Below are 22724 nucleotides of genomic sequence, written 5' to 3'. Positions count from 1 at the left end.
CGGAACAGCTCCCACATCTCCGCGGGATCGTGATGCTCGTGTCGCGTGTCGAGCTCCTCGAACGACAGCTCGAAGGCGCCGCCGAGCATCTTCTCGGCATACGTCTCCTCGCCCCACTGGAAGGGTGAGCCGGCGCCCTCGGGCGGCGGCGGCATGAACTTCGCCATCCCGTCGAAGATGTCGCCCACGCCGCTGTCCCGGCGCCATGCGGTGATACCCATGCGCCCGCCCGGCTTGCAGACGCGCGCCAACTCGGCCGCGACGCGGGCGTGATCGGGCGCGAAGATCACGCCGACCGACGACGAGACGACGTCGAACGACGCATCGGGATAGTGGAGCGCCTGAGCGTCCGCGACCTCGAGCGTGAGGTCGAGCCCGAGCTCTCGTGCGTGGCGCTCGGCCGTCTCGATGAGGGTCGGAGACAGGTCCGACCCGGTGACGATCGCACCCGCGCGGGCGGCGTGGAACGCAACGTCGCCGGTGCCGCAGCCGAGATCGAGCCAGTGCTCGCCGGGCTGCGGCGCCAGGCGCTCGACCAGGACGACGTGCATCTCCGTGATGATCTCCGCGATCCGCTCGAACGGTGCCGAGCTCCACACCTGCGCGTGCTTCGTCGTCAGCTCCTCGAACGCCACCGCACACCCTCCTCCTCGCCGACCGGAAGGCGGGAGTATCCCGCGCTCGTCGGGCGACGGTCAAGCGGTGTGTGGACACGAGCGCCGCGCGTTGATATATCAGCGCGCGTGACCGGCAACGGCCGTGTCGGCGAGCCTCTCATCGCGGCGTCGGGGATCTGGAAGATCTTCGGGCCGAAGGCGGACCGCATCATCGGGACGTCGGACGCGGAGTTGAGCCGCGCCGCGCTCCGCGAGCAGACCGGATGCGTCGCCGCGGTGCGCGACGTCTCCTTCGAGGTCTGGCCCGGCGAGGTCTTCGTCGTGATGGGGCTCTCCGGCTCGGGCAAGTCGACGCTCGTGCGCACCCTCATCCGCCTGATCGAGCCCACCGCCGGCACGATCCGTATCGCCGGCCAGGACGTCACCGCTGCGGGGCCGGCGGAGCTTCGTGAGCTGCGGCGCCACTCGGTCTCGATGGTCTTCCAGCACTTCGGTCTGCTGGCACACCGCCGCGTGATCGACAACGTCGCGTTCGGGCTCGAGATCCGCGGGATGCCGAAGGAGCAGCGCCTTGCCCGGGCGCGCGACCTGCTCGCGCTCGTGGGCCTCGAGGACGTCGAGAAGCAGTTTCCGGACCAGCTCTCCGGAGGGATGCAACAGCGGGTCGGAGTCGCGCGGGCGTTCGCCACGAGCCCTGCGGTGATGCTCTACGACGAGCCGTTCAGCGCGCTCGATCCCCTGATCCGCCGCGACATGCAGGACGAGGTCTGCCGTCTCCAGGAGGAGACCGGCCAGACGATGGTCTTCATCACGCACGACCTGCCCGAGGCGCTCCGGCTCGGCGACCGGATCGCGATCATGCGCGACGGCGCGATCGTCCAGCTCGGGACGCCCGAGGAGGTCGTGGGGTCGCCGGCCGACGAGTACGTGGAGAACTTCGTCCGGGACGTGCCGCGGAGTCACGTCCTCACGCTGCGCTGGATCATGCGAGAGGCGGAGCCGGACGAGATCCTCGACGGCCCGCGGCTCGACGTTCGCTGCGTCGTGCGCGACGCGGTGCCGGCGCTCGCGGGCAGCGAGCGCCCGGTGGTCGCCGTCGACGGCGACCGCGTCGTCGGGGTCGTCGACCGAACGGCGGCGCTCCAGGCGATGGCGGGCGAGGGCGGCTGAGCAGTTCGTGTCCGTCGTCGCCGAGACCGCCGCCACGACGACCGCCCCGTCGCTCCTCGTCGAGCACCGGCCATGGTGGCGGAGTCGGGTGACACTGACCGCGGGCATCGTCGGCGTGATGCTCGTCTGCTACTTCGCCCTGAAGGCGGAGTACCCGTGGCCGGCCGCGCTCACGTGGAACACGCTGCCGACGCACCTGAACGACTTCCAGACCTGGCTCGTCGACCAGCGCAACGCGGAGAGCCCGAGTGTCGTGATCCGCGCGTTCAACGGTTTCGCCGACTTCCTCGACAGCCTCGTCAACTGGTTCACGAGCTTCCTCGGCTGGATGACCTGGGTGGGCGTGACCGTGGCCGGCGTTCTCGTCTCGCTCCGCTTCGGCGGCGTGCGGGCGGCCGTGTGGGCGCTTGCGGCGTTCGCGACCTTCGCCGCGAGCGGGCTCTGGCTCGAGAGCATGCAGACCCTCGCGCTGATGCTCGCCGCCGTTGGCCTCTCGCTTCTGGTCGGGATCCCGCTCGGTGTCGCCGCCGGGCTCTCGACACGGTTCGAGCGGGCCGTCACTCCCGTGCTCGACGCGATGCAGATCATCCCCGCCTTCGCCTACCTCATGCCGGTCGTGATCCTCTTCTCCGTCGGGCCCGGCGCGGCCGTCATCACGACGATGATCTACGCGATCCCGCCCGCGATCCGCATCACCGCGCTCGGGATTCGCGGAGTCCCCTCCAACACCGTCGAGGCCGCCGTCGCGATGGGCTCGACGCCGTCGCAGACGCTCGCCAAGGTGCGCCTGCCGCTCGCGCGTCGGATGCTGCTCCTGTCCGTCAACCAGACGATCCTGTTCGCGCTTTCGATGGTCGTGATCGCGGGGCTCATCGGCGGGAAGGGCCTCGGCGACGTCGTGACGAGCGGCCTCAACTCCTACCCGGCCCTCGCGCTGCTCGCCGGCCTCGTGATCGTCGTCATGGCGATGGCGCTCGACCGTGTGACCGAGTCCGTCGCGGAGCGGACGAACCCGACCCGCCGTCATCTGACCGACCACCTCCGCCACCGGCTGCGCCTCGCGTCGATCGCGACCGCCGTCGCGATCGTCGCGGTCGTCGCCGCCGCGCGGCTCGCCGGCGCGGGGGCCGACTACTCGCGGACGACCGCCCGCGACTGGCTTCTCGCCCGGATCCAGTCGGTGCTGGACTACGTCCAGAACCCGGACACCGTCCTGTTCCGGATCACGAGCTGGATCGGCGACCACATCGTCCAGTACGGCCTCGTGCCGTTCCGGAACTTCCTCGTCGAGACGCCGTGGCCGGTGACGCTCGTCGGCATCACGCTCATCTCGCTCGTCGTGAGCGGGCGGCGCTCGGCGATCACGACGTTCCTGATGCTCGCCCTGATCGGCGTGATCGGCGAGTGGAGCTCCGCGATGGACACCGCGTCGCAGGTCCTGGTGGCGACGGTGCTGACGGTCGCGATCGGCCTCGGCCTCGGGATCTGGGCGGCGGAGAGCAGGACCTTCTCGAAGCTCCTGCGGCCGGTGAACGACGTGCTGCAGACGCTGCCGCAGCTGGTCTACCTGATCCCGCTCATCTACCTGATGCCGGTCTCGGTCGTCCCAGGCGTGATCGCCGGCGTGCTCTACGCGTTCCCCGTCGTCGCGCGCCTCGTCGAGAACGGCGTCCGGAACGTCGAGGCGAACGCGGTCGAGGCGGCCGCATCCTTCGGGGCGACGCGCGCCCAGGTGCTCCGGAAGGTGAAGCTCCCGCTGGCCCAGGACGCGATCATGCTCGGCGTCAACCAGGGGATCATCATGGTGCTCGCGGTCGTGGTGATCGGCGGGCTCGTCGGCTCGCCGGGCCTCGGGTACGAGGTGGCACAGGGCCTCGCTCGCTCCGACTTCGGCCTCGGTGTGCTCGCCTCGCTCGCGATCCTCGCCCTCGGCATCACGCTCGACCGCGTCACGCGCGGCGTCCGCCGGGCGCAGCTGGGAGATGAACCGTGAAGTCAGAGTCGGGAGGGCGGCGCCGACCGCACGGCCGCTCGACGCAACCGAAGCACGAAGGAGGTTCGATGTCGAACAGGAGAACACGACCGGTGCGTCTCGCGCTTGGCGCGCTGGCACTGGTCGTCGTGGGCGCGCTGGGGGTCTCCGCGAGCGCGTTCGGTCGCAGCGACGCGAAGAGCTGCGGCACGGTGACGATCGACGAGAACGCGTGGGCGGGCGCGACGGCGAACGTCTATGTCGTCAAGTACGTCCTCGAGAAGAACCTGGGCTGCAAGGTCAACATCGAGAAGCTCCCGGAGAGCACGCCGCTGTTCCAGGCGATGGCGGACGGCAAGGTCGACGTCCTGCTCGAGGACTGGAACAACATCCAGCTCAAGGTGAACCAGAAGTACGTCAAGAGCGGGGCGCTGATCGACCTCGGCTCGAACGGCGTGATCGGGCACATCGGCTGGTTCGTCCCGACGTACCTGATGAAGCAGTACCCGCAGCTCAAGACGTGGCAGGGCCTGAAGGGCAAGGAGAGCATCTTCAAGAGCCCGGAGTCGGGGTCGCAGGGCATGTTCCTCGGCGGTGACCCGTCCTACGTCCAGAAGGACCAGCAGCTGATCAAGCAGCTCGGCCTCAACCTGAAGTTCGTCTCCGTGGGCGCGGAGCCGGCGCAGGTCGCCCGCTGGAGCCAGGCGTACAAGCAGAAGAAGCCGATCCTCTTCTACTGGTACACGCCGCAGTACCTGAACACCGCGTACCAGCTGTCCGAGATCAAGTTGCCGGCGCGCGGCAAGACGTGCGTCGACTCGTACAACCCGAAGCTCGGGAACAACTGGAGCATCTACCGGTGCGCCTACGGGCAGACGATCATCGAGAAGGTCATCACGTCGAAGTTCGCGAAGTCGGGCTCGCCCGCCGTCGACGTGATCAAGCGCTGGAAGTGGTCGGCCAACGACCAGAACTTCGTGGCCAACCTGATCGCGGGGAAGCACATGGACCCGGAGAAGGCGGCCGAGCAGTGGGTCAAGGCCAACCCCGGCAAGGTCAAGGCCTGGCTGGGCAAGTGAGCTGACGAGACGCGGGCGTCCTCCCTGTCTCCGGCGGGGAGGACGCTCGCCCCCGAGAGATGGCAACGCCGACGCTCCACATCAACCAGCCCCGTCTCGGCGACGGGCAGTCGCTCTCCGACCGCGCCTACTACGCGATCAGGGAGTGGATCGTGACGCTCGAGCTCGCCCCGGGCACGGTCGTCAACGAGCGGGATCTGATGGGGCGGCTCGGCGTGGGGCGGACCCCGGTGCGCGAGGCGCTCCGCGACCTCGCGCGAGAACAGCTCGTGGAGGTCTTTCCGCGCCGCGGGATCTTCGTATCGACGGTCGACGTCGGCGACATCGCGGGGCTCTCCGAGGTGCGCCGAGTGCTCGAGACGCAGGCGGCGCGGCTGGCGGCGGAGAGGCGGAACGAGGCCGACCGCGCGCAGACGGAGGCGCTCCTCGACGAGCTCGCCCGGACGTCCGGCTCCCTCCACGAACGTGGCCTGATCGACCTCGATCAGCGGATCCACCGGCATGTCTACCACTGCGCGCACAATCCGTTCCTCGAAGCGACGCTCGAGGAGTACTACGTGCTGACCCTCCGCATCTGGTTCCTCGCACTCGATCGCGTGGAGCGCCTCGACCGCGCCGTCGCCGAGCACCACGAGATTCTCGAGGCGATCCGCGACGGTGACTCCGACCGCGCGGAGGAGGTCATGCGCAGGCACATCGTCGGATTCGAACAGGCGATGCGCGCCGTCCTTTGACGCCCTCGTGTAGATTCGCCGCGGACTGATATATCACCGGACGGAGACCTCCCGCATGAGTGACGCACCCTCCGCCGCCCGCTGCGTCGTCATCGGCTGCGGCATCGTCGGCAACAGCCTCGCCCATCACTTGACCCGGCTCGGCTGGACGGACGTCGTCCTTCTCGACAAAGGCCCCCTTCCCAACCCGGGCGGCTCCACCGGGCACGCGTCGAACTTCATCTTCCTCGTCGACCACTCGAAGGAGATGACCCAACTCACCGTCGAGAGCACGCGGCAGTACAGGGAGATGGGCGTCTTCACCGAGTGCGGCGGGATCGAGGTCGCGCGGACCGAGGAGCGCATGGAGGAGCTCCGGCGGAGGATGGCGTCGGCGAAGTCGTGGGGCATCGAGCCCGTGTCGCTGGTCACCCCGGCCGAGATCAAGGAGCTCGTGCCTTACATCGACGAGTCGATTCTCGTCGGCGGCTTCTACACGCCCGGCGTCGGGGTCGTCGACTCACTCCGTGCGGGCACGCTCATGCGCGAGCAGGGAATCGCCTCGGGTGGCCTCACCGTCCTCCCGAACACCGAGGTCCACGGGATGGCGGTCGAGCGCGGGCGGATCCGCCGTATCGAGACGTCCAGAGGAACGATCGAAGCCGAGACGGTGGTGATCGCGTGCGGAGTGTGGAGCCCGCTCCTCGCCGCGATGGCCGGCGCGCACATCCCGCTGACGCCGATGGTGCACCAGATGATCGACGTCGGCCCGGTGCCGCGGTTCGAGCAGAGCTCGCGCGCGATCGAGTTCCCGATCGTGCGCGACATGGACGTCTTCATGTACGAGCGCCAGGACGGGACGAGCCTCGAGATCGGCTCGTACGCGCACCGGTCGATCGTCCACGACCCGGAGGAGATCCCGTCGATCGAGGCGGCAGCGCTCTCGCCCACCGAGTTCCCGTTCACGCAGGCCGACTTCGACCCGCAGCTCGCCGACGCGCTCGACCTGATGCCGGAGATCGTCGGCGACGAGTCCGTTGGCGTGAAGTACGCGATCAACGGGCTGATCTCGCTCACCCCCGACGGGATGCCGATCCTCGGCGAGACGCCCGAGGTGAAGGGCCTCTGGTCGGCGGCGGCGGTGTGGGTCAAGGAGGGCCCCGGCGTCGGGAAGTCGCTCGCCGAGTGGATGGTGCACGGCGAGTCGCACATCGACCTCCACTCCTCGGACGTGGCGCGGTTCCACGACCACCAGAAGACGCGCGCTCACGTCAAGGCGCGCACGACCGAGGCGTTCCCGAAGACCTACGGGATCATCCATCCGGCGGAGCAGTGGGCATCCGACCGCAACATCCGGCTGTCCCCGATGCACGAGCGCGAGACGAAGCTCGGCGCCGTCTTCTACGAGGCGGCAGGGTGGGAGCGGCCGCACTGGTACGAGGCGAACGCGCCGCTCGTCGAGCGTTACGGCGTCGAGTCGCGCGAAGCCGAGTGGGACGCGCGCTGGTGGTCGCCCGTGATCAACGCCGAGCACCTCGCGATGCGCGAGCACGCAGGGCTGTTCGATCTCTCCGCGTTCTGCATCTTCGACGTGAACGGCCCCGGCGCGCTCGACGCGCTCCAGCGGAGCGTGCTGGCGCAGATGGACGTTGCGGTCGGCCGCGTCGTCTACACGCCCGTGCTCTCGCCGGGCGGAGGGTTCCGCTCCGACCTGACCATCATGCGGCTCGGTGAGGAAGAGTTCCGCATCGTGACCGGGGGCGCGCACGGGATGGCCGACCGCAAGCTCTTCTCCGACCAGCTCCCGGACGACGGCTCTGCGACGCTCGTCGACGTCACCACGGCCTGGACGACAATCGGCCTCTGGGGGCCGCGGGCGCGGGACATCCTCTCCTCGGTGACGTCGGACGACGTCTCGCACGAGGCATTCCCGTTCGGCTCGTGCCGCACCGTCGAGATCGGCTCGCAGCTCGCGCTTGCGTCGCGGATCTCCTACGTCGGCGACCTCGGCTGGGAGCTCTACGTCCCGATCGAGCAGGGCGCGCGGTTGTGGGACGTCCTGTGGGAGGCCGGCCGCCCGCACGAGCTGACCGCGTGCGGGATCGGCGTCTACGGCACCACCGGTCGCCTCGAGAAGTGCTACCGCGCCTTCGCCGCCGAGCTCGAGAGCGAGTACACCGTGATCGAGGCTGGGATGCAGCGACCGAAGGTCAAGGACGAGGACTTCGTCGGCAAGGAGGCGCACCTGCGCCACCGCGAGGAGGAGCCCGCTGCGATCCTCTGCACGCTGACGGTCGACGACCATGCCTCCGCGAGCGGCGCCATGCGGTATCCGCTCGGACGCGAGCCCATCACGCTGCGCGACGGGACCGCGTTGACGGACGCGAAGGGACGCCGCTCGTACGTCACGAGCGCGGGAGCGGGGCCCTCGCTCGGCAAGTACATCCTGATGGCATATCTGCCGCCGGAGCATGCGGTCGAGGGCTCGACCGACCTGGCCGTCGAGTACATGAACGAGCGCTTCCCGGTCACCGTCGACGTAGCCGGCTCGCGGCCCATCTTCGACCCGGAGAACACGAGGATCCGCTCGTGAGGATCCTGGTCTGCGTCAAGCGCGTCCCGATGACGGGCGGGACGATCGTGCTGACGGACGATGCGCAGGCGATCGAGACCCGGCACCTGGGCTTCACGATCAGCCCGCACGAGGAGTGCGGGGTGGAGGAGGCCGTGCGGCTCGTCGAGGCGCACGGTGGCGAGTCGGTCGTCCTCACGCTCGGACCGGCCGAGGCCGAGGAGCAGCTCCGCGATGCGATGGCGATCGGCATCGACCGCGCGATCCACCTCGTCACGGACGGAGAGGAGTGGGACCCCCAGGCGACCGCCTCGGCGATCGTCGACGCGATCCGCGAGGACGAGGCGGCGAATGGCCCGTTCGACCTCGTCGTCTTCGGCAACGAGTCGGCCGACGCGGGCAACTTCCAGATCGGGATCCGCGTCGCGCACGCGCTCGGCCGTCCTGTCGCTACCGGGCTGAAGGCGCTCGGCGTCGAGGATGGCTCGGTCCGCTGCGAGCAGGAGGCGGCGGGCGGTCGTGACGTCTACGTGCTTCCCCTGCCGGCCGTCGTCACCGTCCTCGAGGGGCTCAACCTCCCGCGCTACCCCTCGGTTCCGGGCCGGCTCCGCGCTCAGCGCAAGCCGCTCGAGACGCGGGCCCCGCAACGGCCCGCCGCGCGGCTCGAGAAACTCCGGCTCGAGGTTCCGGAGGGCGTGGGGAAGCAGGCGGAGGTGCTCGGAGAGGGCGCCGCGGCAGCGCCTCGCGTCGTCGAGGTGCTGCGCGACGCGGGGGTGCTCGCATGAGTGTGCTCGTCTACCTCGAGCATGCCGACGGCGCGGTCGACGAGCCGTCGCTGCAGGCTGCGACGCTCGCCCGCTCCCTCGCCGGCGACCACGCGCCGCAGGCTCTGGTCGCAAGTGACACCGTGCCACTCGGGCTCGGCGGCCCGTTGCCGGTGGCGACGGTGCACGTCGCCGCACACGAGGCGTTCGGGTCGTACGCCCCGCGCGCCGTCGCGGAAGCGATCGTCGAGCTCGCGGAACGGCAGGAGGCGACAGCCGTCGTCGGGCCCGGGACGGAGCGTGGGAACGAGGTGCTCGCGCACGTCGCCGCGATCCTCGACCTGCCGCTCGCGGCGAACTGCATCGCAGCGTCGACCACGGACGACGGCGCCGAGGTGACGCGTGTCCGCTGGGGCGGGAGCCTCCTCGAGCACGCGCGGATCCATGCTCCGAGGACGTTGCTCACCGTCCAGCCGCACGCGATCCCAGCCGACACCGACGCACCTGCGCCGCCGGCGATCGAGAGCTTCACGCCGTCGCTCTCGGCCGCGGCGCTCGCACGACGGGTCGTGGAACGGGTCGGGGCCGCGACCGGCGGCATCTCGCTGGCGGACGCGAAGGTCGTCGTCTCGGGCGGGCGGGGGGCCGGCTCGGCCGAGGGCTTCGCCCCCGTGGAGGAGCTCGCAGCGCTCCTCGGGGCGGCCGTCGGTTGCTCCCGCGCGGTGACGATGGCCGGCTGGCGACCACACACCGACCAGGTCGGCCAGACGGGGACGAAGATCGCGCCTGACCTCTACATCGCCTGCGGCATCTCCGGGGCGACCCAGCACATGGCGGGTTGCAAGGGCGCGAAGCGGATCCTTGCGATCAACTCCGACCGCGACGCGCCGATCCTCGCGAGCGCCGACTACGCCGTGATCGGCGACATGCACGAGATCCTGCCCGCGATCTCGGCGGCGATCCGCGCCGCGTCGTGACCACGTGAGCACTGCGCTGTCGGCGGTCGTGCTCCTCGCCGTCGTGGCGGTCGCGGGCTTCCTCTTCCTCCGCCGCGCGCACCTGCTCTACCGGGTCGTGCGCCTCGGGAAACCGGCAGGCCGCACCGGCGAGGTCGGCCGCCGCGCGCGCGCCGAGGCGACGATCGTGCTCGGCCAGCGGAAGCTTCTCCAGCGACTCGGGCCCGGCCTGATGCACGCATTCATCTTCTGGGGCTTTCTCGTCCTGTTCCCGACGATCGTGATGGCGTTCCTCGCCGCGGTCGATCGGGACTGGACGCTGCCCTGGCTCGGCCATCAGGGCTGGTTCTTCCTCGTCGTCGACGTGTTCTGCATGCTCGTCCTCGTCGGGGTGGCTGCCGGCTTCCTGATCCGCAAGGTGCAGCGCCCGGCGCGGTTCGAGGGGAGCCATCTCGGCGAGGCAGACCTGATCCTCGGCCTGATCGCGCTGATCGTGACGACGCTCCTTCTCTGGCACGCGACGCAGATCGCCCTCGGACTGAACGAGTGGCCGGCAGGGTGGTCGCCGGTGTCGAACGCGCTTTCGGGCCTCTTCGGCGACGGGGAGACGACAGAGGCGCTCGAGCGCGTCTTCGTCTGGCTCCACGTGCTCACGATCCTCGGGTTCCTCGTCTACCTCCCGTACTCGAAGCACCTGCACATCGCGACCGCCGGGATCAATGTCTGGTTCGGGCGGACGCGCGCGCCGGGGAGGCTCGAGCCGCTCGACTTCGAGGTGGAGGACGAGGCCTCGCTCCGGCTCGGCTCCGGGACGCTCGTCGACATGACGTGGAAGCAGATGCTCGACACGATGTCGTGCACCGAGTGCGGCCGTTGCCAGGACGTCTGTCCCGCGTGGGCGACGGGCAAGGCGCTGTCGCCCAAGCTGCTGATCATGGGCCTCCGCGATCGGCTCTTCGCCGAGGGCCCGGCCGTGCTCGCGGGCGGCGAGCCGACGCCCCTCGTGCCGGGCGCGGTGACCGACGAGGTGGTCTGGGACTGCGTCACGTGCGGCGCGTGCGTGCGCGAGTGCCCCGTCTCCATCGAGCACGTCGACCACATCGTCGACCTGCGCCGCCAGCTCGTGATGGCGGAGGCGCGCTTTCCGGCCGAGGCCGAGCCGATGCTCCGCGACGTCGGGCGCTCGTCGAACCCCTGGGGCAAGGCGCAGTCGGAGCGGGCGTCGTGGGCCGATGGTCTCGACGTGCGCGTGCTCGAGCCCGGTGATCCCGCCCCCGAGATCCTCTACTGGGTCGGCTGCGCCGCGTCCTTCGACGAACGTGCCCGCGCGACCGCGCGCGCGACCGCCTCCCTCATGCTGAAGGCGGGCCTCGACGTCGCGATCCTCGGCCCGCGGGAGTCGTGCACGGGCGACCCCGCGCGGCGGATGGGGGACGAGTACACGTTTCAAACGCAGGCGCAGAAGAACGTCGCGACGCTCGACGACGCGGGCGTCACGCGCGTCGTCACGAGCTGTCCCCACTGCTTCAACACCCTTGGCAACGAGTACCCGGACTTCGGCGGGAGCTACGAGGTGACGCACCACAGCGAGCTCTTGAGCGAGCTGATCCGCGACGGCCGGCTCGACCCCCCCGCGGGCACCGACGCGATCACGTACCACGACTCGTGCTACCTCGCCCGCCACAACGACGTCCTCGCGGCGCCGCGCGAGATCGTCTCGCGGATCGGCCGGCCGCTCGAGATGGCCCGGAGCGGCAAGCGGACGTTCTGCTGCGGGGCCGGCGGCGCGCACATGTGGATGGAGGAACGCGGGTCGGCGATCAACGAGGCGCGCGTGCGCGAGGCGGCGGAGACAGGGGCCGGGACACTCGCCGTCGCCTGCCCGTTCTGCACGATGATGCTCGACGACGGCGTCAAGCAGAGCGGGGAGGAGCTGCGCGTCGCGGACGTTGCGGTCTTGCTCGCCGAAGCGCTCGACCGCTCCTAGCTCGACTCGGCGAGCCGGACCCTCGGCTCGATCGCCTGTTCCTCGGTCAGGCCCTGGCGTCCCGGCATCGCCCTGTGAGTTGACGACGCTCCGTCGAGCAACCTAGACTCATATGGTGGAACGGGAGTTCCACCATATGAGCACGGGGACGCAATCCATCGACCGCGCCGCACAGGTGCTCGTGCACGTCCTCGAGACGGCCGACCCACCGACGGTCGGCGCGCTCTCGACGCGCCTCGGGCTTCCGAAGAGCACGGCGTCTCGGCTCGTCGGAGCGCTGGAGCGGCAGGGGCTCATCCAGCGCGACGGCGGCGCCGGGCAGCTCGTCCCGGGCTCCGTGCTCCAGCGTTACGCAAGGCGCGAGACGGGGGACGCCGAGCTCGTGGACCTCGCTTCGGATGCGCTCGACCGCCTCGCCCAGGCGAGCGGGGAGACGATCAACATCGGCGTGCCCTCGCTCGGCGCCGTCGAGCTCCTCGACCAGCGCGACAGCCGCCACTTCCTCGGCTCGACCAACTGGGTCGGCCGCCGCGTGCCCGCGCACGGCTCGGCGCTCGGGAAGGTCTTCTACGCGTTCGGTGCGCTTCCCGTCCCGAGCGGACCGCTCGAGCCGCTTGCGCCGCGTACCAGCGCGGGGGCAGCAGGGCTCGGTCTCGACGAGGTGGCGGCGACGGGCTACGCCACCGCGGTCGAGGAGCTCGAGCCCGGCCTCTGGGCGGTCGCGGCTCCCGTCCACGACGCCTCCGGGGCGGTCGTGGCGGCTCTCAGCATCTCCGGCCCGACCGTGCGGCTCCGGCGCGGGCTGCTCTCGCGGTACGGGCGGCTGCTCCTCACGGAGGGCCGCGCCGTCTCCGTCCTGCTCGGCCACGACTTCCGAAAGCGAGGTGCCGCATGAGTGACGAGGAAATCGACCTTCGCTCCCTCTCCGACGAGGACCTCGTCAAGCAGATGCACGACGACCTCTACGACGGCCTCGCACCCGAGATCGTCGAGGGCACCGAGATCCTGCTCGAGCGTGGCTGGTCGGCCGAGAGGACGCTGAACGACGCGCTCGTCGAGGGCATGCGCATCGTCGGCATCGACTTCCGCGACGGGATCCTCTTCGTGCCCGAGGTGCTGCTCGCGGCGAACGCGATGAAGGGGGGGATGGAGGTTCTGCGGCCGCTCCTCTCCGAGTCCGACGCGCAGCGGATGGGGAAGGTCGTGATCGGCACGGTGAAGGGCGACATCCACGACATCGGCAAGAACCTCGTCGCGATGATGCTCGAGGGCGCCGGCTTCGAGGTGATCGATCTCGGGATCAACAACCCCGTGGAGAACTACCTCGCCGCGCTCGACGAGCACAGGCCCGAGATCCTCGGGATGTCCGCGCTGCTGACCACGACGATGCCGTACATGAAGGTGGTCATCGACACCCTCGAGGAACAGGGAAGACGAGACGACGTGATCGTCCTCGTCGGCGGCGCACCGCTCAACGAGGAGTTCGGCAAGGCGATCGGTGCCGACGCCTATTGCCGCGACGCCGCGGTCGCGGCGGAGACGGCCCAGGCGCTCGTCCTCGCGCGTCGCTCGTCCGTCGCCGCGTCGTGATCCCGTGACGAGAAGGTCCGCATCGCTGCTCGAGGACGAGGTGTCGTACCCGGGAACGCGGCCGGAGGGACGAGTTCTCGTGCTCGCCTGCGGCGCGATCGCGCGCGAGGTCCTCGCGCTGATCGAGCTGAACGACTGGACGCACGTCGACCTTCGCTGCCTCCCCGCGCAGCTGCACTCCCGGCCCGAGCGGATTCCCGCGGCGGTCGACGCGAAGCTGACGGAGCTCGCCGGCCGCTACGACCGGGTTTTCGTCGCGTATGCCGACTGCGGCACCGGCGGCGCCCTCGACCCGGTGCTCGAGCGCCACGGTGTCGAACGTCTGCCGGGTGCGCACTGCTACGGGTTCCTCGCCGGCAACGACGCGTGGGACGCGATGCAGGACGAGGAGCCGGCGACCTTCTATCTGACCGACTTCCTCGCGCGGCACTTCGACGCGCTCGTCGTGCGTGCGCTGAAGCTCGACACCCACCCGGAGCTCCTGTCGCTGATGTTCGGCAACTACCGGCGGCTCGTGTACCTCGCGCAGACCGACGACCCGGAGCTCGACCGCCGGGCCGAGGAAGCCGCGGAGTTCCTCGGGCTCGACTACGAGCGCGTCCGCACCGGCTACGGCGAGCTCGTACCGTCGCTCACTCGCTTCGCACGGGAGCCGGCGCGTGCCTGAGCTGACCGTCATCTGGTGGCGCGACATCCCCGCCCAGGTCACGGCGAAGGAAGGTCGCAGGCGGGCCTCAGGTGAGCTGCCGCCGCGGTTCCAGGAGGCAATCGACGCCGCGGCGATGCGGGCCGGGCTGATCGGCACCGACGGCTACCTCGAGGAGTGGCGGCGCGAGCCCCGCTCGTGCGGCGACGACCTCGAGGCGGAGGTCGCACAGGAGCTCGAGTGGCTCGAGGCCGCCTATACGGACGACGTGCTCGCGCGGCTCGTCGGCGCGAACGGAAAGGAGGACGGGTGACCGAGACGCTGCTGTCGTCCGCGACGCGGGATGTCGTGATCGGCTTCGACCGGCCGTTCGTCGTGATCGGCGAACGGATCAATCCGACGGGACGGAAGGCACTGGCAGCGGAGATGGCGGCGGGGAACTTCGACACCGTCGTCGCCGACGCGGTCGCCCAGGTCGAAGCCGGTGCCCAGATGCTCGACGTCAACGCGGGCATCCCGCTCGCCGACGAACCGGCGATTCTCGCGCACACGATCGGGCTCGTCCAGTCGATCACCGACGTTCCACTCTCGATCGACTCCTCGATCGTCGAGGCTCTGGCGCGCGGCCTGGGCGTCTACGAGGGCAAGGCCCTCGTCAACTCGGTCACCGGGGAGGACGAACAGATGGAACAGGTCCTGCCCCTGGTCGCGAAGCACGGCGCCGCGGTCGTCGCGATCACGAACGACGAGACCGGGATCAGCGAGGACCCCGACGTTCGCTTCGAGGTCGCCCGGAAGATCGTCTCGCGCGCCGAGGACCATGGGATTCCGCGGGAGGACGTCGTCGTCGACCCGCTCGTGATGCCGATCGGCGCGATGGGCACCGCGGGCCGTCAGGTGTTCAGCCTCCTCCGGCGGCTGCGCGACGAGCTGCGGGTGAACACGACGTGCGGCGCGTCGAACGTCAGCTTCGGGCTGCCGAACCGCACCGGGCTCAACGCCGCATTCCTGCCGATGGCGATCGCCTCGGGGCTGACGTCCGCGATCACGAGCCCGCTGCACGGCGAGATGCTCCAGGCGATCAAGGCCGCCGACGTGATGATGGGCAACGACCCGCATTGCGCCGCCTGGATCGCACGGCACGGCGACGGAGCGACGGCGACGCCCGGTCGGCGCGGCGGGCGCGCCGCCCGGCGGAGTGCGGCGGGCGCGTGAGCCAGGACGTCCTCGTCGTCTTCACGCCGTCCGGCCGGCGCGCCCGGGTCGAGCGGGGCACGACCGTGGTCGACGCTGCGCGACGGCTCGGGGTGGATCTCGACTCGACGTGCGGCGGCCGCGGCATCTGCGGGCGCTGCCAGGTGACGGTTTCCGAGGGCGAGCATGCAAAGCACGGCATCACGTGCGCGGCGGACGCACTGACGCCGCCGACCGCGTCGGAGCTCGAGTACGTCGCCGACCGTGGCCTCGCGGCGGGGCGCCGGCTCGGCTGCACGGCCCGCGTCGACGCGGACGTCGTGATCGACGTGCCGCCGGAGAGCCAGGTCTACCGGCAGGTCGTGCGGAAGGAGGCGGACCAGCGAACGATCGCGGTCGATCCCGTCGTCCGGCTCTACACCGTCGCGGTCGAGGAGCCGCAGCTCGGCTCGTCGCGAAGCGACGCAACGCGGCTGCTCGAGGCCCTGGAGCGAGAGTGGGGACTGCGAAATCTCCAGATCGACATACACGTTTTGCGATCACTCCAACGTGTTCTGCGGGCAAGTAGCACTGCGGCACTTGCGCCGTGGCACGCGACAGTGGCGGTGCACGACGGGTCGTCGGTGACGGCGGTGTGGCCCGGGTTCCACGACGTGGCGCTCGGTATCGCCTTCGACGTCGGCTCGACCACGGTCGCGGGCCACCTCTGCGACCTGCGGACGGGCGACGTGCTCGCGTCCGCGGGCGCGATGAACCCGCAGATCCGCTTCGGCGAGGACCTGATGAGCCGCGTCTCGTACGTGATGCTCAACTCCGGCTCCGAGAAGGAGCTCACGCGAGCCGTCCGTGGCGCCCTCGCGAAGCTGACCGCCGAGCTCTGCCGCGACGCGGGCGTCGAGCGGACGAACGTGCTCGAGGTGACGTTCGTCGGGAACCCGGTGATGCACCACCTGCTCCTCGGGATCGACCCGACGGAGCTCGGCGGGGCACCGTTCGCCCTCGCCGTCGACGACGCGCTCAGGCTTCCGGCCTCGGAGCTCGGGCTCCCTGTCAACCCGGGGGCCCGCGCCTACGTGCTTCCCTGCATCGCCGGTCACGTCGGCGCCGACACCGCAGGGGTGATTCTCGCCGAGGGGCCTCACGTCGACGACGACGTGACGCTGCTCGTCGACGTCGGGACCAACGCGGAGATCGTGCTGGGCAACCGGGAGCGGCTGCTCGCCGCCTCCAGCCCGACGGGCCCCGCCTTCGAGGGCGCGCAGATCAGCTGCGGCCAGCGGGCGGCGCCGGGAGCGATCGAGCGCGTGCGGATCGATCCCGCGACGCTCGAGCCGCGCGTGAAGGTCGTCGGCTGCGACGCGTGGTCGGACGAGCCGGGCTTCGCGGGCACACGTGTCACAGGGGTCTGCGGCTCCGGCATCGTCGAGGTCGTCGCGGAGCTCCACCTGGCCGGGGTGCTCGCCACCGACGGGACCATCGACGGGTCGTTCGCCGAGCGCACGCCGCGGGTCGTCGCCGACGGCCGGACGTTCTCGTACGTCCTCTGGGACGGCGAGCCGGAGCTCGCGATCACGCAGAACGACGTGCGGCAGATCCAGCTCGCGAAGGCGGCGCTCCACGCGGGCTGCAAGTTGCTGCTCGACCGCTACGGACTCGACCGCGTCGACCGGGTGCGGCTTGCGGGCGCGTTCGGCGCCCACATCGACCCCGTGCATGCGCTCGTTCTCGGATTGGTGCCGGACTGCGACCCGGCCGGCGTCACGTCCGCCGGAAACGCCGCAGGCACCGGCGCGCGCATCGCCCTGCTCAACCGCGCGGCACGCGAGGAGATCGAGGCCGTCGTCCGCACGGTCGAGAAAGTCGAGACCGCCGTCGAGCCGCGCTTCCAGGAGCACTTCGTCCACGCGATGGCCATACCGCATGCGACAGACTCGTACGAGCGTCTTGCGGAGAGCGTTCCGCTCCCCGCTAGGACTGCGGTCGGAAAGGCGACAGCTCGTCGTCGGCGAGCTCATCTAGCGGAATCCGCCCCGGAGAGGAGAGCCTCATGAGCGAGACGAGGAGCCGCCGCGCAGGCGGCCGGGCCGCGCGCCAGGCGGCGCGGATGCACGCCCACGTCGAGCGCGTGCCGTTCCTGACCCGCACCATGGCGCCGGTCGAGATGCTGTCGGAGGAGGGGCTCGCCACGATCGAGGCCAACGCCGATCGGATCCTGCAGGAGGTGGGGATCGAGTTCCACGACGCGCCCGACGCGCTCGAGCTGTTCACGGGAGCGGGGGCGGACGTCGCGGGCGAGCGTGTCCGCTTCCCGTCCGGCCTCTGCCGCTCGCTCGTGCAGGCGACCGCGCCGGAGCAGTTCACGCAGGTCGCGCGGAACCGAGCGAACGACGTCGTCTTCGGCGGGCAGGGGACGATCTTCGCGCCCGCGTATGGATCTCCGTTCGTCCGGGACCTGGACGGCGGCAGGCGCTACGGGACGATCGAGGACTTCCGCAACTTCGTGAAGCTCGCGTACGCCTCGCCGTGGCTCCACCACTCGGGCGGGACGGTGTGCGAGCCGGTCGACGTGCCGGTGAACAAGCGGCACTTCGACATGGTCTACGCGCACGTGCGCTACTCCGACAAGCCGTTCATGGGGTCGGTCACGCGGCCCGAGCGGGCGCGCGACACGGTCGACATGGCGCGCGTCGTGTTCGGCGCGGACTTCGTCGAGCAGAACACAGTCCTCTTCAGCCTCATCAACGCCAACTCGCCGCTCGTGTGGGACGCGTCGATGCTCGGCGCCGCCCGCGCCTACGCGGAGGCGAACCAGGCAGTGATGATGACGCCGTTCATCCTCGCCGGCGCGATGAGCCCCTCCACGGTGGCCGCGACATGCGCGCAGACCCTTGCGGAGTCGCTCGCGGGGATGGCGTACGTCCAGCTCGTCCGCGCCGGTGCGCCCGTCGTGCTCGGCTCGTTCGCGTCTTCGATGTCGATGCAGTCCGGCGCACCGACGTTCGGCACGCCCGAGCCGGCGCTCGTGCTCTACGTGATGGCCGCGCTCGCCCGTCGGCTCGGCGTCCCCTTCCGCTCCGGCGGCGCGCTGACGGCGTCGAAGATCGCCGACGCGCAGGCCGCCTACGAGTCGGCCAACACGATGCAGCCGACGATGCTCGCGGGCGTCAACTTCGTGCTCCATGCCGCGGGCTGGCTCGAAGGCGGCCTCTCCATGGGGTACGAGAAGTTCGTGCTCGACGCCGACCAGCTCGGCATGTGGCACTCGTTCGCGCGCGGCGTGGACCTGTCCGAGAATGGCCAGGCGATGGACGCCTTCACGACGAACGAGCCCGGTACGCACTTCCTCGGGCACCCGCACACGCTCGCGAACTTCGAGCAGGCGTTCTACCGCTCCCCGGTCGCCGACAACTCGAGCTTCGAGCAGTGGGAGAGCGAGGGCGCGAAGGACGCCGCGGCGCGGGCGAACGCGCTCTGGAAGCGCACGCTCGCGGAGTACGAGGCGCCGCCGATCGACGACGCGGTGGACGAGGAGCTCCGCGAGTGGATCGACCGCCGCAAGGCGTCGTTCCCGGACGCAAGCGAGTGACGACGACCGCCGCATCGGGACACGCGGCCAGGGTCGCGGAGCTCGTCGGCCGGTCGCGGTTCGAGATCCTGCCTCTGGACGGGATCGAGGAGCGGGTCCACGCCGTCGTGCCGCGCGACGTGACCCTCACGGTCACTGCCTCCCCGACGAAGGGCCTCGAGCCGACGCTGGCGCTCGCCGAGGCGCTCGTCGGGCAGGGCTACACGGTGGTGCCGCACCTTTCGGCCCGACTCGTGGCAGACGCGTCCGAGGCCGCGGAGATCGCAGAGCGGCTGCGCGCGGTCGGGATCGGCGACGTCTTCGTCGTCGCCGGCGATCCGGAGGAGCCGAAGGGCCGCTTCCACGGAGCGCTCGAGCTCCTCGAGGCGTTCGAGGAGCTCGGGCGGCCCTTCCCGGAGATCGGAATCGCCGGCTACCCGGAGACGCATCCGCTCATCGAGGACGAGACGGTGATCGCCGCGATGCTCGCGAAGGCCAGGCATGCGACGTACATCACGAGCCAGGTCTGCTTCGACCCGTCTGTCACCGCGCGCTGGATCGAGGAGGTCTGGGAGCGAGGGACACGTCTGCCGGTCTACATCGGCGTTCCCGGCGCGGTCAGCCGCGCGAAGCTGCTCCGCGTCTCGACACGGATCGGGATCGGTGACTCGCTGCGCTACCTGCGCAAGAACGGCAGCTTTGCGAGTCGCTTCTTCCGCGGCGGGTTCAGCCCGGACCCACTCGTCGACGGCCTCGGGCCGGTGCTCGCCGGCGACAGGGTCGCCGGCTTCCACGTCTTCACCTTCAACGATGTCGAGGACACCGAGCGGTGGCGCCGCGAACGGCTAGGCTCGACAGCCGCCCGTTCCTGAGCACCCGAGGAGAGCACATGCCCGTCGAGGTCGACACCGTCCGCGCCGTCACCGTCCCGACGAGGCTCGTCCACGGCCCGGGCGCCGTCGCGAGCCTCGCGGACGAGTGCCGGGCGCTCGGGATCACGAAGCCCATGCTCGTCACCGATCCGGGTGTTGCGGCGGCCGGCCTCGTCGACCGCGTCCTACCGCACCTGAACGGCGTGGTGGTCTTCGACGAGGTGCGCCCGAACCCGGACATCGAGCTCGTCGACCGCGCCGCCCGCGTGTACCGCGAGAACGGTTGCGACGGGCTCGTCGGCCTCGGCGGGGGCTCTTCGCTCGACACGGCGAAGTCGATCGGCGTCGTCGCGCGCCACGGCGGCTCGATAGCGGACTACGAGTGGGGTCGGGACCCGATCGAGGAGCGGATCCCTCCGCTCGTCGCGATCCCGACCACAGCCGGGACGGGGAGCGAGGTGACGCTCTGGGCCGTGATCACCGACCACGAACGGCAGCTCAAGTTCAACGTCGGCGGGACGCCGCTGATCGGCGCCCATGTCGCGCTGATCGACCCCGAGCTCATGCTCGGTCTCCCGCCCGCGGTGACGGCGGCGACCGGCATGGACGCTCTGTCGCATGCGATCGAGTGCTTCACGTGCGACTACCACCAGCCTTTCAACGACGCGGTCGCCCTGCACGCAATCGAGCTCGTCGGTCGCTGGCTGCGCCGCGCGGTCGAGGACGGCACGGACCTCGAGGCGCGGACGCACATGGCCCACGCCGCCACGCTCGGCGGGATGGCGTACGGGACCGAGAGCGCCGGCGCAGCGCACGCGATGAGCCAGTCTGCCGGGGGCGTGCACGACTGCCCGCACGGTGCCCTGACGGCGCGGGTGCTGGGGCCCGTCTGCGCGTACAACGTCCCCGCGGCACCGGAACGCTACGCGCGGATCGCCCAGGCTCTCGGCATCGAGACGAGTGGAATGGACGTCGTCGAGGCCGCGCGGGCGGGAGTCGAGGAGGTCTACAGGCTCACCGACGACGTCGACATCCCGACGATGGAGGAGCTCGGCTTCTCGGAGGACGAGATCCCCATGCTCGCGCGCATCGCGTTCGAGGACCCGCAGACGCAGGGCAACGCTCGCGAGGTGGACGTCCCGGCGTACGAGGAGATCTACCGCGCCGCGTTCGTGCGAGCCGGCTAGGGCCTCACGCCAGCGCGATCAACGCGACGCCGGCCACGACCAGCCCCGCTCCCGCGAGTCGCCCAGGGCCGACGTGCTCGCCCGCGAGGGGCGCGGCGAGGAAGGCGGCGATCAGCACGCTCGTCTCGCGGACCGAGGCGACGGATGCGGCGGACGCGCGCGACAGTGCGGCGAGCACGAGCGCGTAGGCGACGAACGACAACACACCGGCGAGCGCGGGCAGGGGGCGTGCCGCCGCGCGAACGCGTCCGCCGCCGTGCTCGGTGACGAGGAGAAAGCCGACGTAGCCGATCGTCGCCGGCAGCATGCCCAGCTCGAGGTAGACGACGGGCGACGCATGCTCGATGCCGTGCTTGTCGACGAGCGTGTACGCCGCGATGCACGAGGCGACGGCGACACCCCAGGCGGCGCCCGCGGCGCGTGCCTCGGCGCCTCCGCGGAGACCCCGGACGAGCACCACTCCGAGGCCGACGAGGCAGACGCCGGCCGCCTGGCCGGCGCTCGCGCCGACTCCGAGCGCGGTCACGCCGACGAGCAGCACGAGAACGGGCGCGAGGCCGCGGGCGATGGGATAGACGACGGAGACGTCGGCGTGGCGGTACGCCGTTGCCAGCGCCGCGAAGTACGCGAGCTGCAGCATCGAGGTCACCGCGATGTACGGCCACACGGCGGTGTCCGCATCGAAGCGCCACGCGGCGACGGGCGCGAAGAGGACGACCGCCGCAGTGAGCGCGACCGCCGTCGCCGCCTCCGGGTCGCGCTCGCGGCCGAGGATCAGGTTCCAGAGCGCGTGGAGGAACGCCGAGCCGAGGGCGAGGGCGAACGCGTCGAGCGGCACCGCACGACTCTACGGCGACGAGGTCGGTCTTCCGGCCCCTCGACGCGCCGAACGCCGAGTGGGCGCGAACAAGGATTTCAGATGGTCGGGCATGAGCCGGCCGTGTCGGTGCGCGCAATCGGCGAACGCTCGAGCCAGGTCCTCGTTCGACGAGGCTGCGAAGACCGCGATGCGACGCCGGATCGGTGGCGCGAGGACCAGCACCGCTCCCGGCGGCGGATCCGGCACCGCGTTGACGGGCACGAGCGTCGGACCGAGGCCGGAGGCGGCGAGAGCGACAAGCGTCCCTACGCCGGACGAGCGGATCGCAGCCTCGGGCGTGAAGCCTTCCTCGGCGCAGAGTCGCTCGACGTACTCCGAGAAGCCGTCCGTGACCGCCGGCAGCACCCAGCGTCGGTTTCTCAACTCGCGAATGGCGGTGCGGCCGTTGCGGCTCCTCACGAGCGGGTCGCCGTGGGCGACGATGACGACCATCTCCTCGTCGCCGAGATCGAAGATCGGGCCGTTCCACTGCTCGGGGTGAACGCCGAGGGCCACGTCGGCCTCGCCCGCGAGCACCTGCGCCGTGACGAGATCCGCGTGGGAATGCTCGTGCACCCGGACCTGCACGCCGGGATGCTCCGCGAACCACTCGCGCAGCGCATGGGGGAGGACGCCGAGCGCCAGCGAGAGGCTCGTCGCAATGCGGAGCTCGCCCTCGTCGAGACCTGCCGCCGCGCGGGCCGAGCGCCGCGCATCCGAGGCAGCGGCCAGCGCCGCCTTCGCCCCCGGCAGCATCGCGCGTCCGACAGGCGTCAGCGCGATGCCGCGCGGCCGGCGATCGAACAGCGTCGCGCCGAGTGCCGTCTCGAGGACGCGGAGCTGATGCGAGAGCGAGGGCTGGGAGATGAGCAGGCGCTCGGCTGCGCGGGTGACCGAGCCCGTCTCGGCGACGACCGTGAAGTACTGGAGCTGGCGGAGGCTGAGAGGGATCTCGTCTTCCATAGAGAGAACCTATGGGAT

20 protein-coding genes are annotated in these 22724 nt (G+C 70.7%); 17 read left to right on the top strand and 3 right to left on the bottom strand.

The window, feature by feature from the left end:
- On the bottom strand, window positions 1-635 hold a 635-nt coding region (locus VNM44_RS08005; RefSeq protein WP_325624743.1), incomplete at its 3' end, for a class I SAM-dependent methyltransferase.
- 108 nt (window positions 636-743) lie between these two features.
- On the opposite strand from VNM44_RS08005, the gene VNM44_RS08000 reads away from it, so the two are divergent.
- The 17 genes from VNM44_RS08000 to VNM44_RS07920 all read left to right on the top strand — a co-directional run bounded on the left by VNM44_RS08000 (window position 744) and on the right by VNM44_RS07920 (window position 20884).
- Window positions 744-1787: a betaine/proline/choline family ABC transporter ATP-binding protein gene (locus tag VNM44_RS08000; RefSeq protein ID WP_325624738.1), complete on the top strand. Its 1044-nt coding sequence runs from the start codon at window positions 744-746 to the stop codon at window positions 1785-1787.
- Between the two features lie 7 nt (window positions 1788-1794).
- A complete protein-coding gene (locus VNM44_RS07995) occupies window positions 1795-3780 on the top strand; it encodes an ABC transporter permease (protein WP_325624735.1) in 1986 nt (661 codons plus the stop codon).
- A 92-nt stretch (window positions 3781-3872) separates the two neighbouring features.
- Window positions 3873-4838: a glycine betaine ABC transporter substrate-binding protein gene (locus tag VNM44_RS07990; RefSeq protein ID WP_325624730.1), complete on the top strand. Its 966-nt coding sequence runs from the start codon at window positions 3873-3875 to the stop codon at window positions 4836-4838.
- A gap of 59 nt (window positions 4839-4897) precedes the next feature.
- Window positions 4898-5572, top strand: coding sequence for a GntR family transcriptional regulator (locus VNM44_RS07985; RefSeq protein WP_325624726.1), 675 nt, complete (start codon window positions 4898-4900; stop codon window positions 5570-5572).
- Between the two features lie 55 nt (window positions 5573-5627).
- A complete protein-coding gene (locus VNM44_RS07980) occupies window positions 5628-8144 on the top strand; it encodes an FAD-dependent oxidoreductase (protein ID WP_325624724.1) in 2517 nt (838 codons plus the stop codon).
- On the top strand, window positions 8141-8908 hold the full coding sequence (locus VNM44_RS07975; protein WP_325624722.1) for an electron transfer flavoprotein subunit beta/FixA family protein: 768 nt from the start codon (window positions 8141-8143) through the stop codon (window positions 8906-8908). The genes VNM44_RS07980 and VNM44_RS07975 overlap by 4 nt, the downstream gene beginning before the upstream one ends.
- Window positions 8905-9864: an electron transfer flavoprotein subunit alpha/FixB family protein gene (locus tag VNM44_RS07970; RefSeq protein ID WP_325624720.1), complete on the top strand. Its 960-nt coding sequence runs from the start codon at window positions 8905-8907 to the stop codon at window positions 9862-9864. Before VNM44_RS07975 ends, VNM44_RS07970 begins: the two co-directional genes overlap by 4 nt.
- Window positions 9865-9868: 4 nt before the next feature.
- Window positions 9869-11830 (top strand): (Fe-S)-binding protein, encoded by a 1962-nt coding sequence (locus VNM44_RS07965; RefSeq protein ID WP_325624717.1) that lies wholly within the window; start codon window positions 9869-9871, stop codon window positions 11828-11830.
- A 115-nt stretch (window positions 11831-11945) separates the two neighbouring features.
- On the top strand, window positions 11946-12725 hold the full coding sequence (locus tag VNM44_RS07960; protein ID WP_325624712.1) for an IclR family transcriptional regulator: 780 nt from the start codon (window positions 11946-11948) through the stop codon (window positions 12723-12725).
- A complete protein-coding gene (locus tag VNM44_RS07955) occupies window positions 12722-13420 on the top strand; it encodes a B12-binding domain-containing protein (RefSeq protein ID WP_325624708.1) in 699 nt (232 codons plus the stop codon). Before VNM44_RS07960 ends, VNM44_RS07955 begins: the two co-directional genes overlap by 4 nt.
- A 4-nt stretch (window positions 13421-13424) precedes the next feature.
- On the top strand, window positions 13425-14087 hold the full coding sequence (locus tag VNM44_RS07950; RefSeq protein WP_325624706.1) for a DUF1638 domain-containing protein: 663 nt from the start codon (window positions 13425-13427) through the stop codon (window positions 14085-14087).
- Window positions 14080-14379, top strand: coding sequence for a virulence factor (locus VNM44_RS07945; protein WP_325624701.1), 300 nt, complete (start codon window positions 14080-14082; stop codon window positions 14377-14379). The genes VNM44_RS07950 and VNM44_RS07945 overlap by 8 nt, the downstream gene beginning before the upstream one ends.
- A complete protein-coding gene (locus VNM44_RS07940; protein ID WP_325624696.1) occupies window positions 14376-15281 on the top strand; it encodes a dihydropteroate synthase in 906 nt (301 codons plus the stop codon). Before VNM44_RS07945 ends, VNM44_RS07940 begins: the two co-directional genes overlap by 4 nt.
- The gene (locus tag VNM44_RS07935; protein WP_325624693.1) at window positions 15278-17311 is read left to right on the top strand and encodes an ASKHA domain-containing protein; all 2034 of its coding nucleotides are present in this window, start codon (window positions 15278-15280) and stop codon (window positions 17309-17311) included. Before VNM44_RS07940 ends, VNM44_RS07935 begins: the two co-directional genes overlap by 4 nt.
- The gene (locus VNM44_RS07930) at window positions 17308-18846 is read left to right on the top strand and encodes a trimethylamine methyltransferase family protein (protein ID WP_325624687.1); all 1539 of its coding nucleotides are present in this window, start codon (window positions 17308-17310) and stop codon (window positions 18844-18846) included. The genes VNM44_RS07935 and VNM44_RS07930 overlap by 4 nt, the downstream gene beginning before the upstream one ends.
- Window positions 18843-19697, top strand: coding sequence for a methylenetetrahydrofolate reductase (locus tag VNM44_RS07925; RefSeq protein WP_325624684.1), 855 nt, complete (start codon window positions 18843-18845; stop codon window positions 19695-19697). Before VNM44_RS07930 ends, VNM44_RS07925 begins: the two co-directional genes overlap by 4 nt.
- A 17-nt stretch (window positions 19698-19714) precedes the next feature.
- A complete protein-coding gene (locus tag VNM44_RS07920) occupies window positions 19715-20884 on the top strand; it encodes an iron-containing alcohol dehydrogenase (protein WP_325624680.1) in 1170 nt (389 codons plus the stop codon).
- A gap of 4 nt (window positions 20885-20888) precedes the next feature.
- Here VNM44_RS07920 and VNM44_RS07915 read toward each other — a convergent pair whose 3' ends face one another.
- Together VNM44_RS07915 and VNM44_RS07910 are read right to left on the bottom strand one after the other, a co-directional pair.
- Complete coding sequence (locus VNM44_RS07915) at window positions 20889-21722, bottom strand: EamA family transporter (protein WP_325624678.1); 834 nt, start codon at window positions 21720-21722, stop codon at window positions 20889-20891.
- Between the two features lie 9 nt (window positions 21723-21731).
- Window positions 21732-22706: a LysR family transcriptional regulator gene (locus VNM44_RS07910; RefSeq protein WP_325624676.1), complete on the bottom strand. Its 975-nt coding sequence runs from the start codon at window positions 22704-22706 to the stop codon at window positions 21732-21734.
- Window positions 22707-22724: the final 18 nt, after the last annotated feature.

The organism is Gaiella sp. (assembly GCF_035558935.1).
GTDB lineage: Bacteria > Actinomycetota > Thermoleophilia > Gaiellales > Gaiellaceae > Gaiella.
Note: the sequence above shows the minus strand (reverse complement) of the source record. Positions and strands in the feature narration are given on the sequence as shown.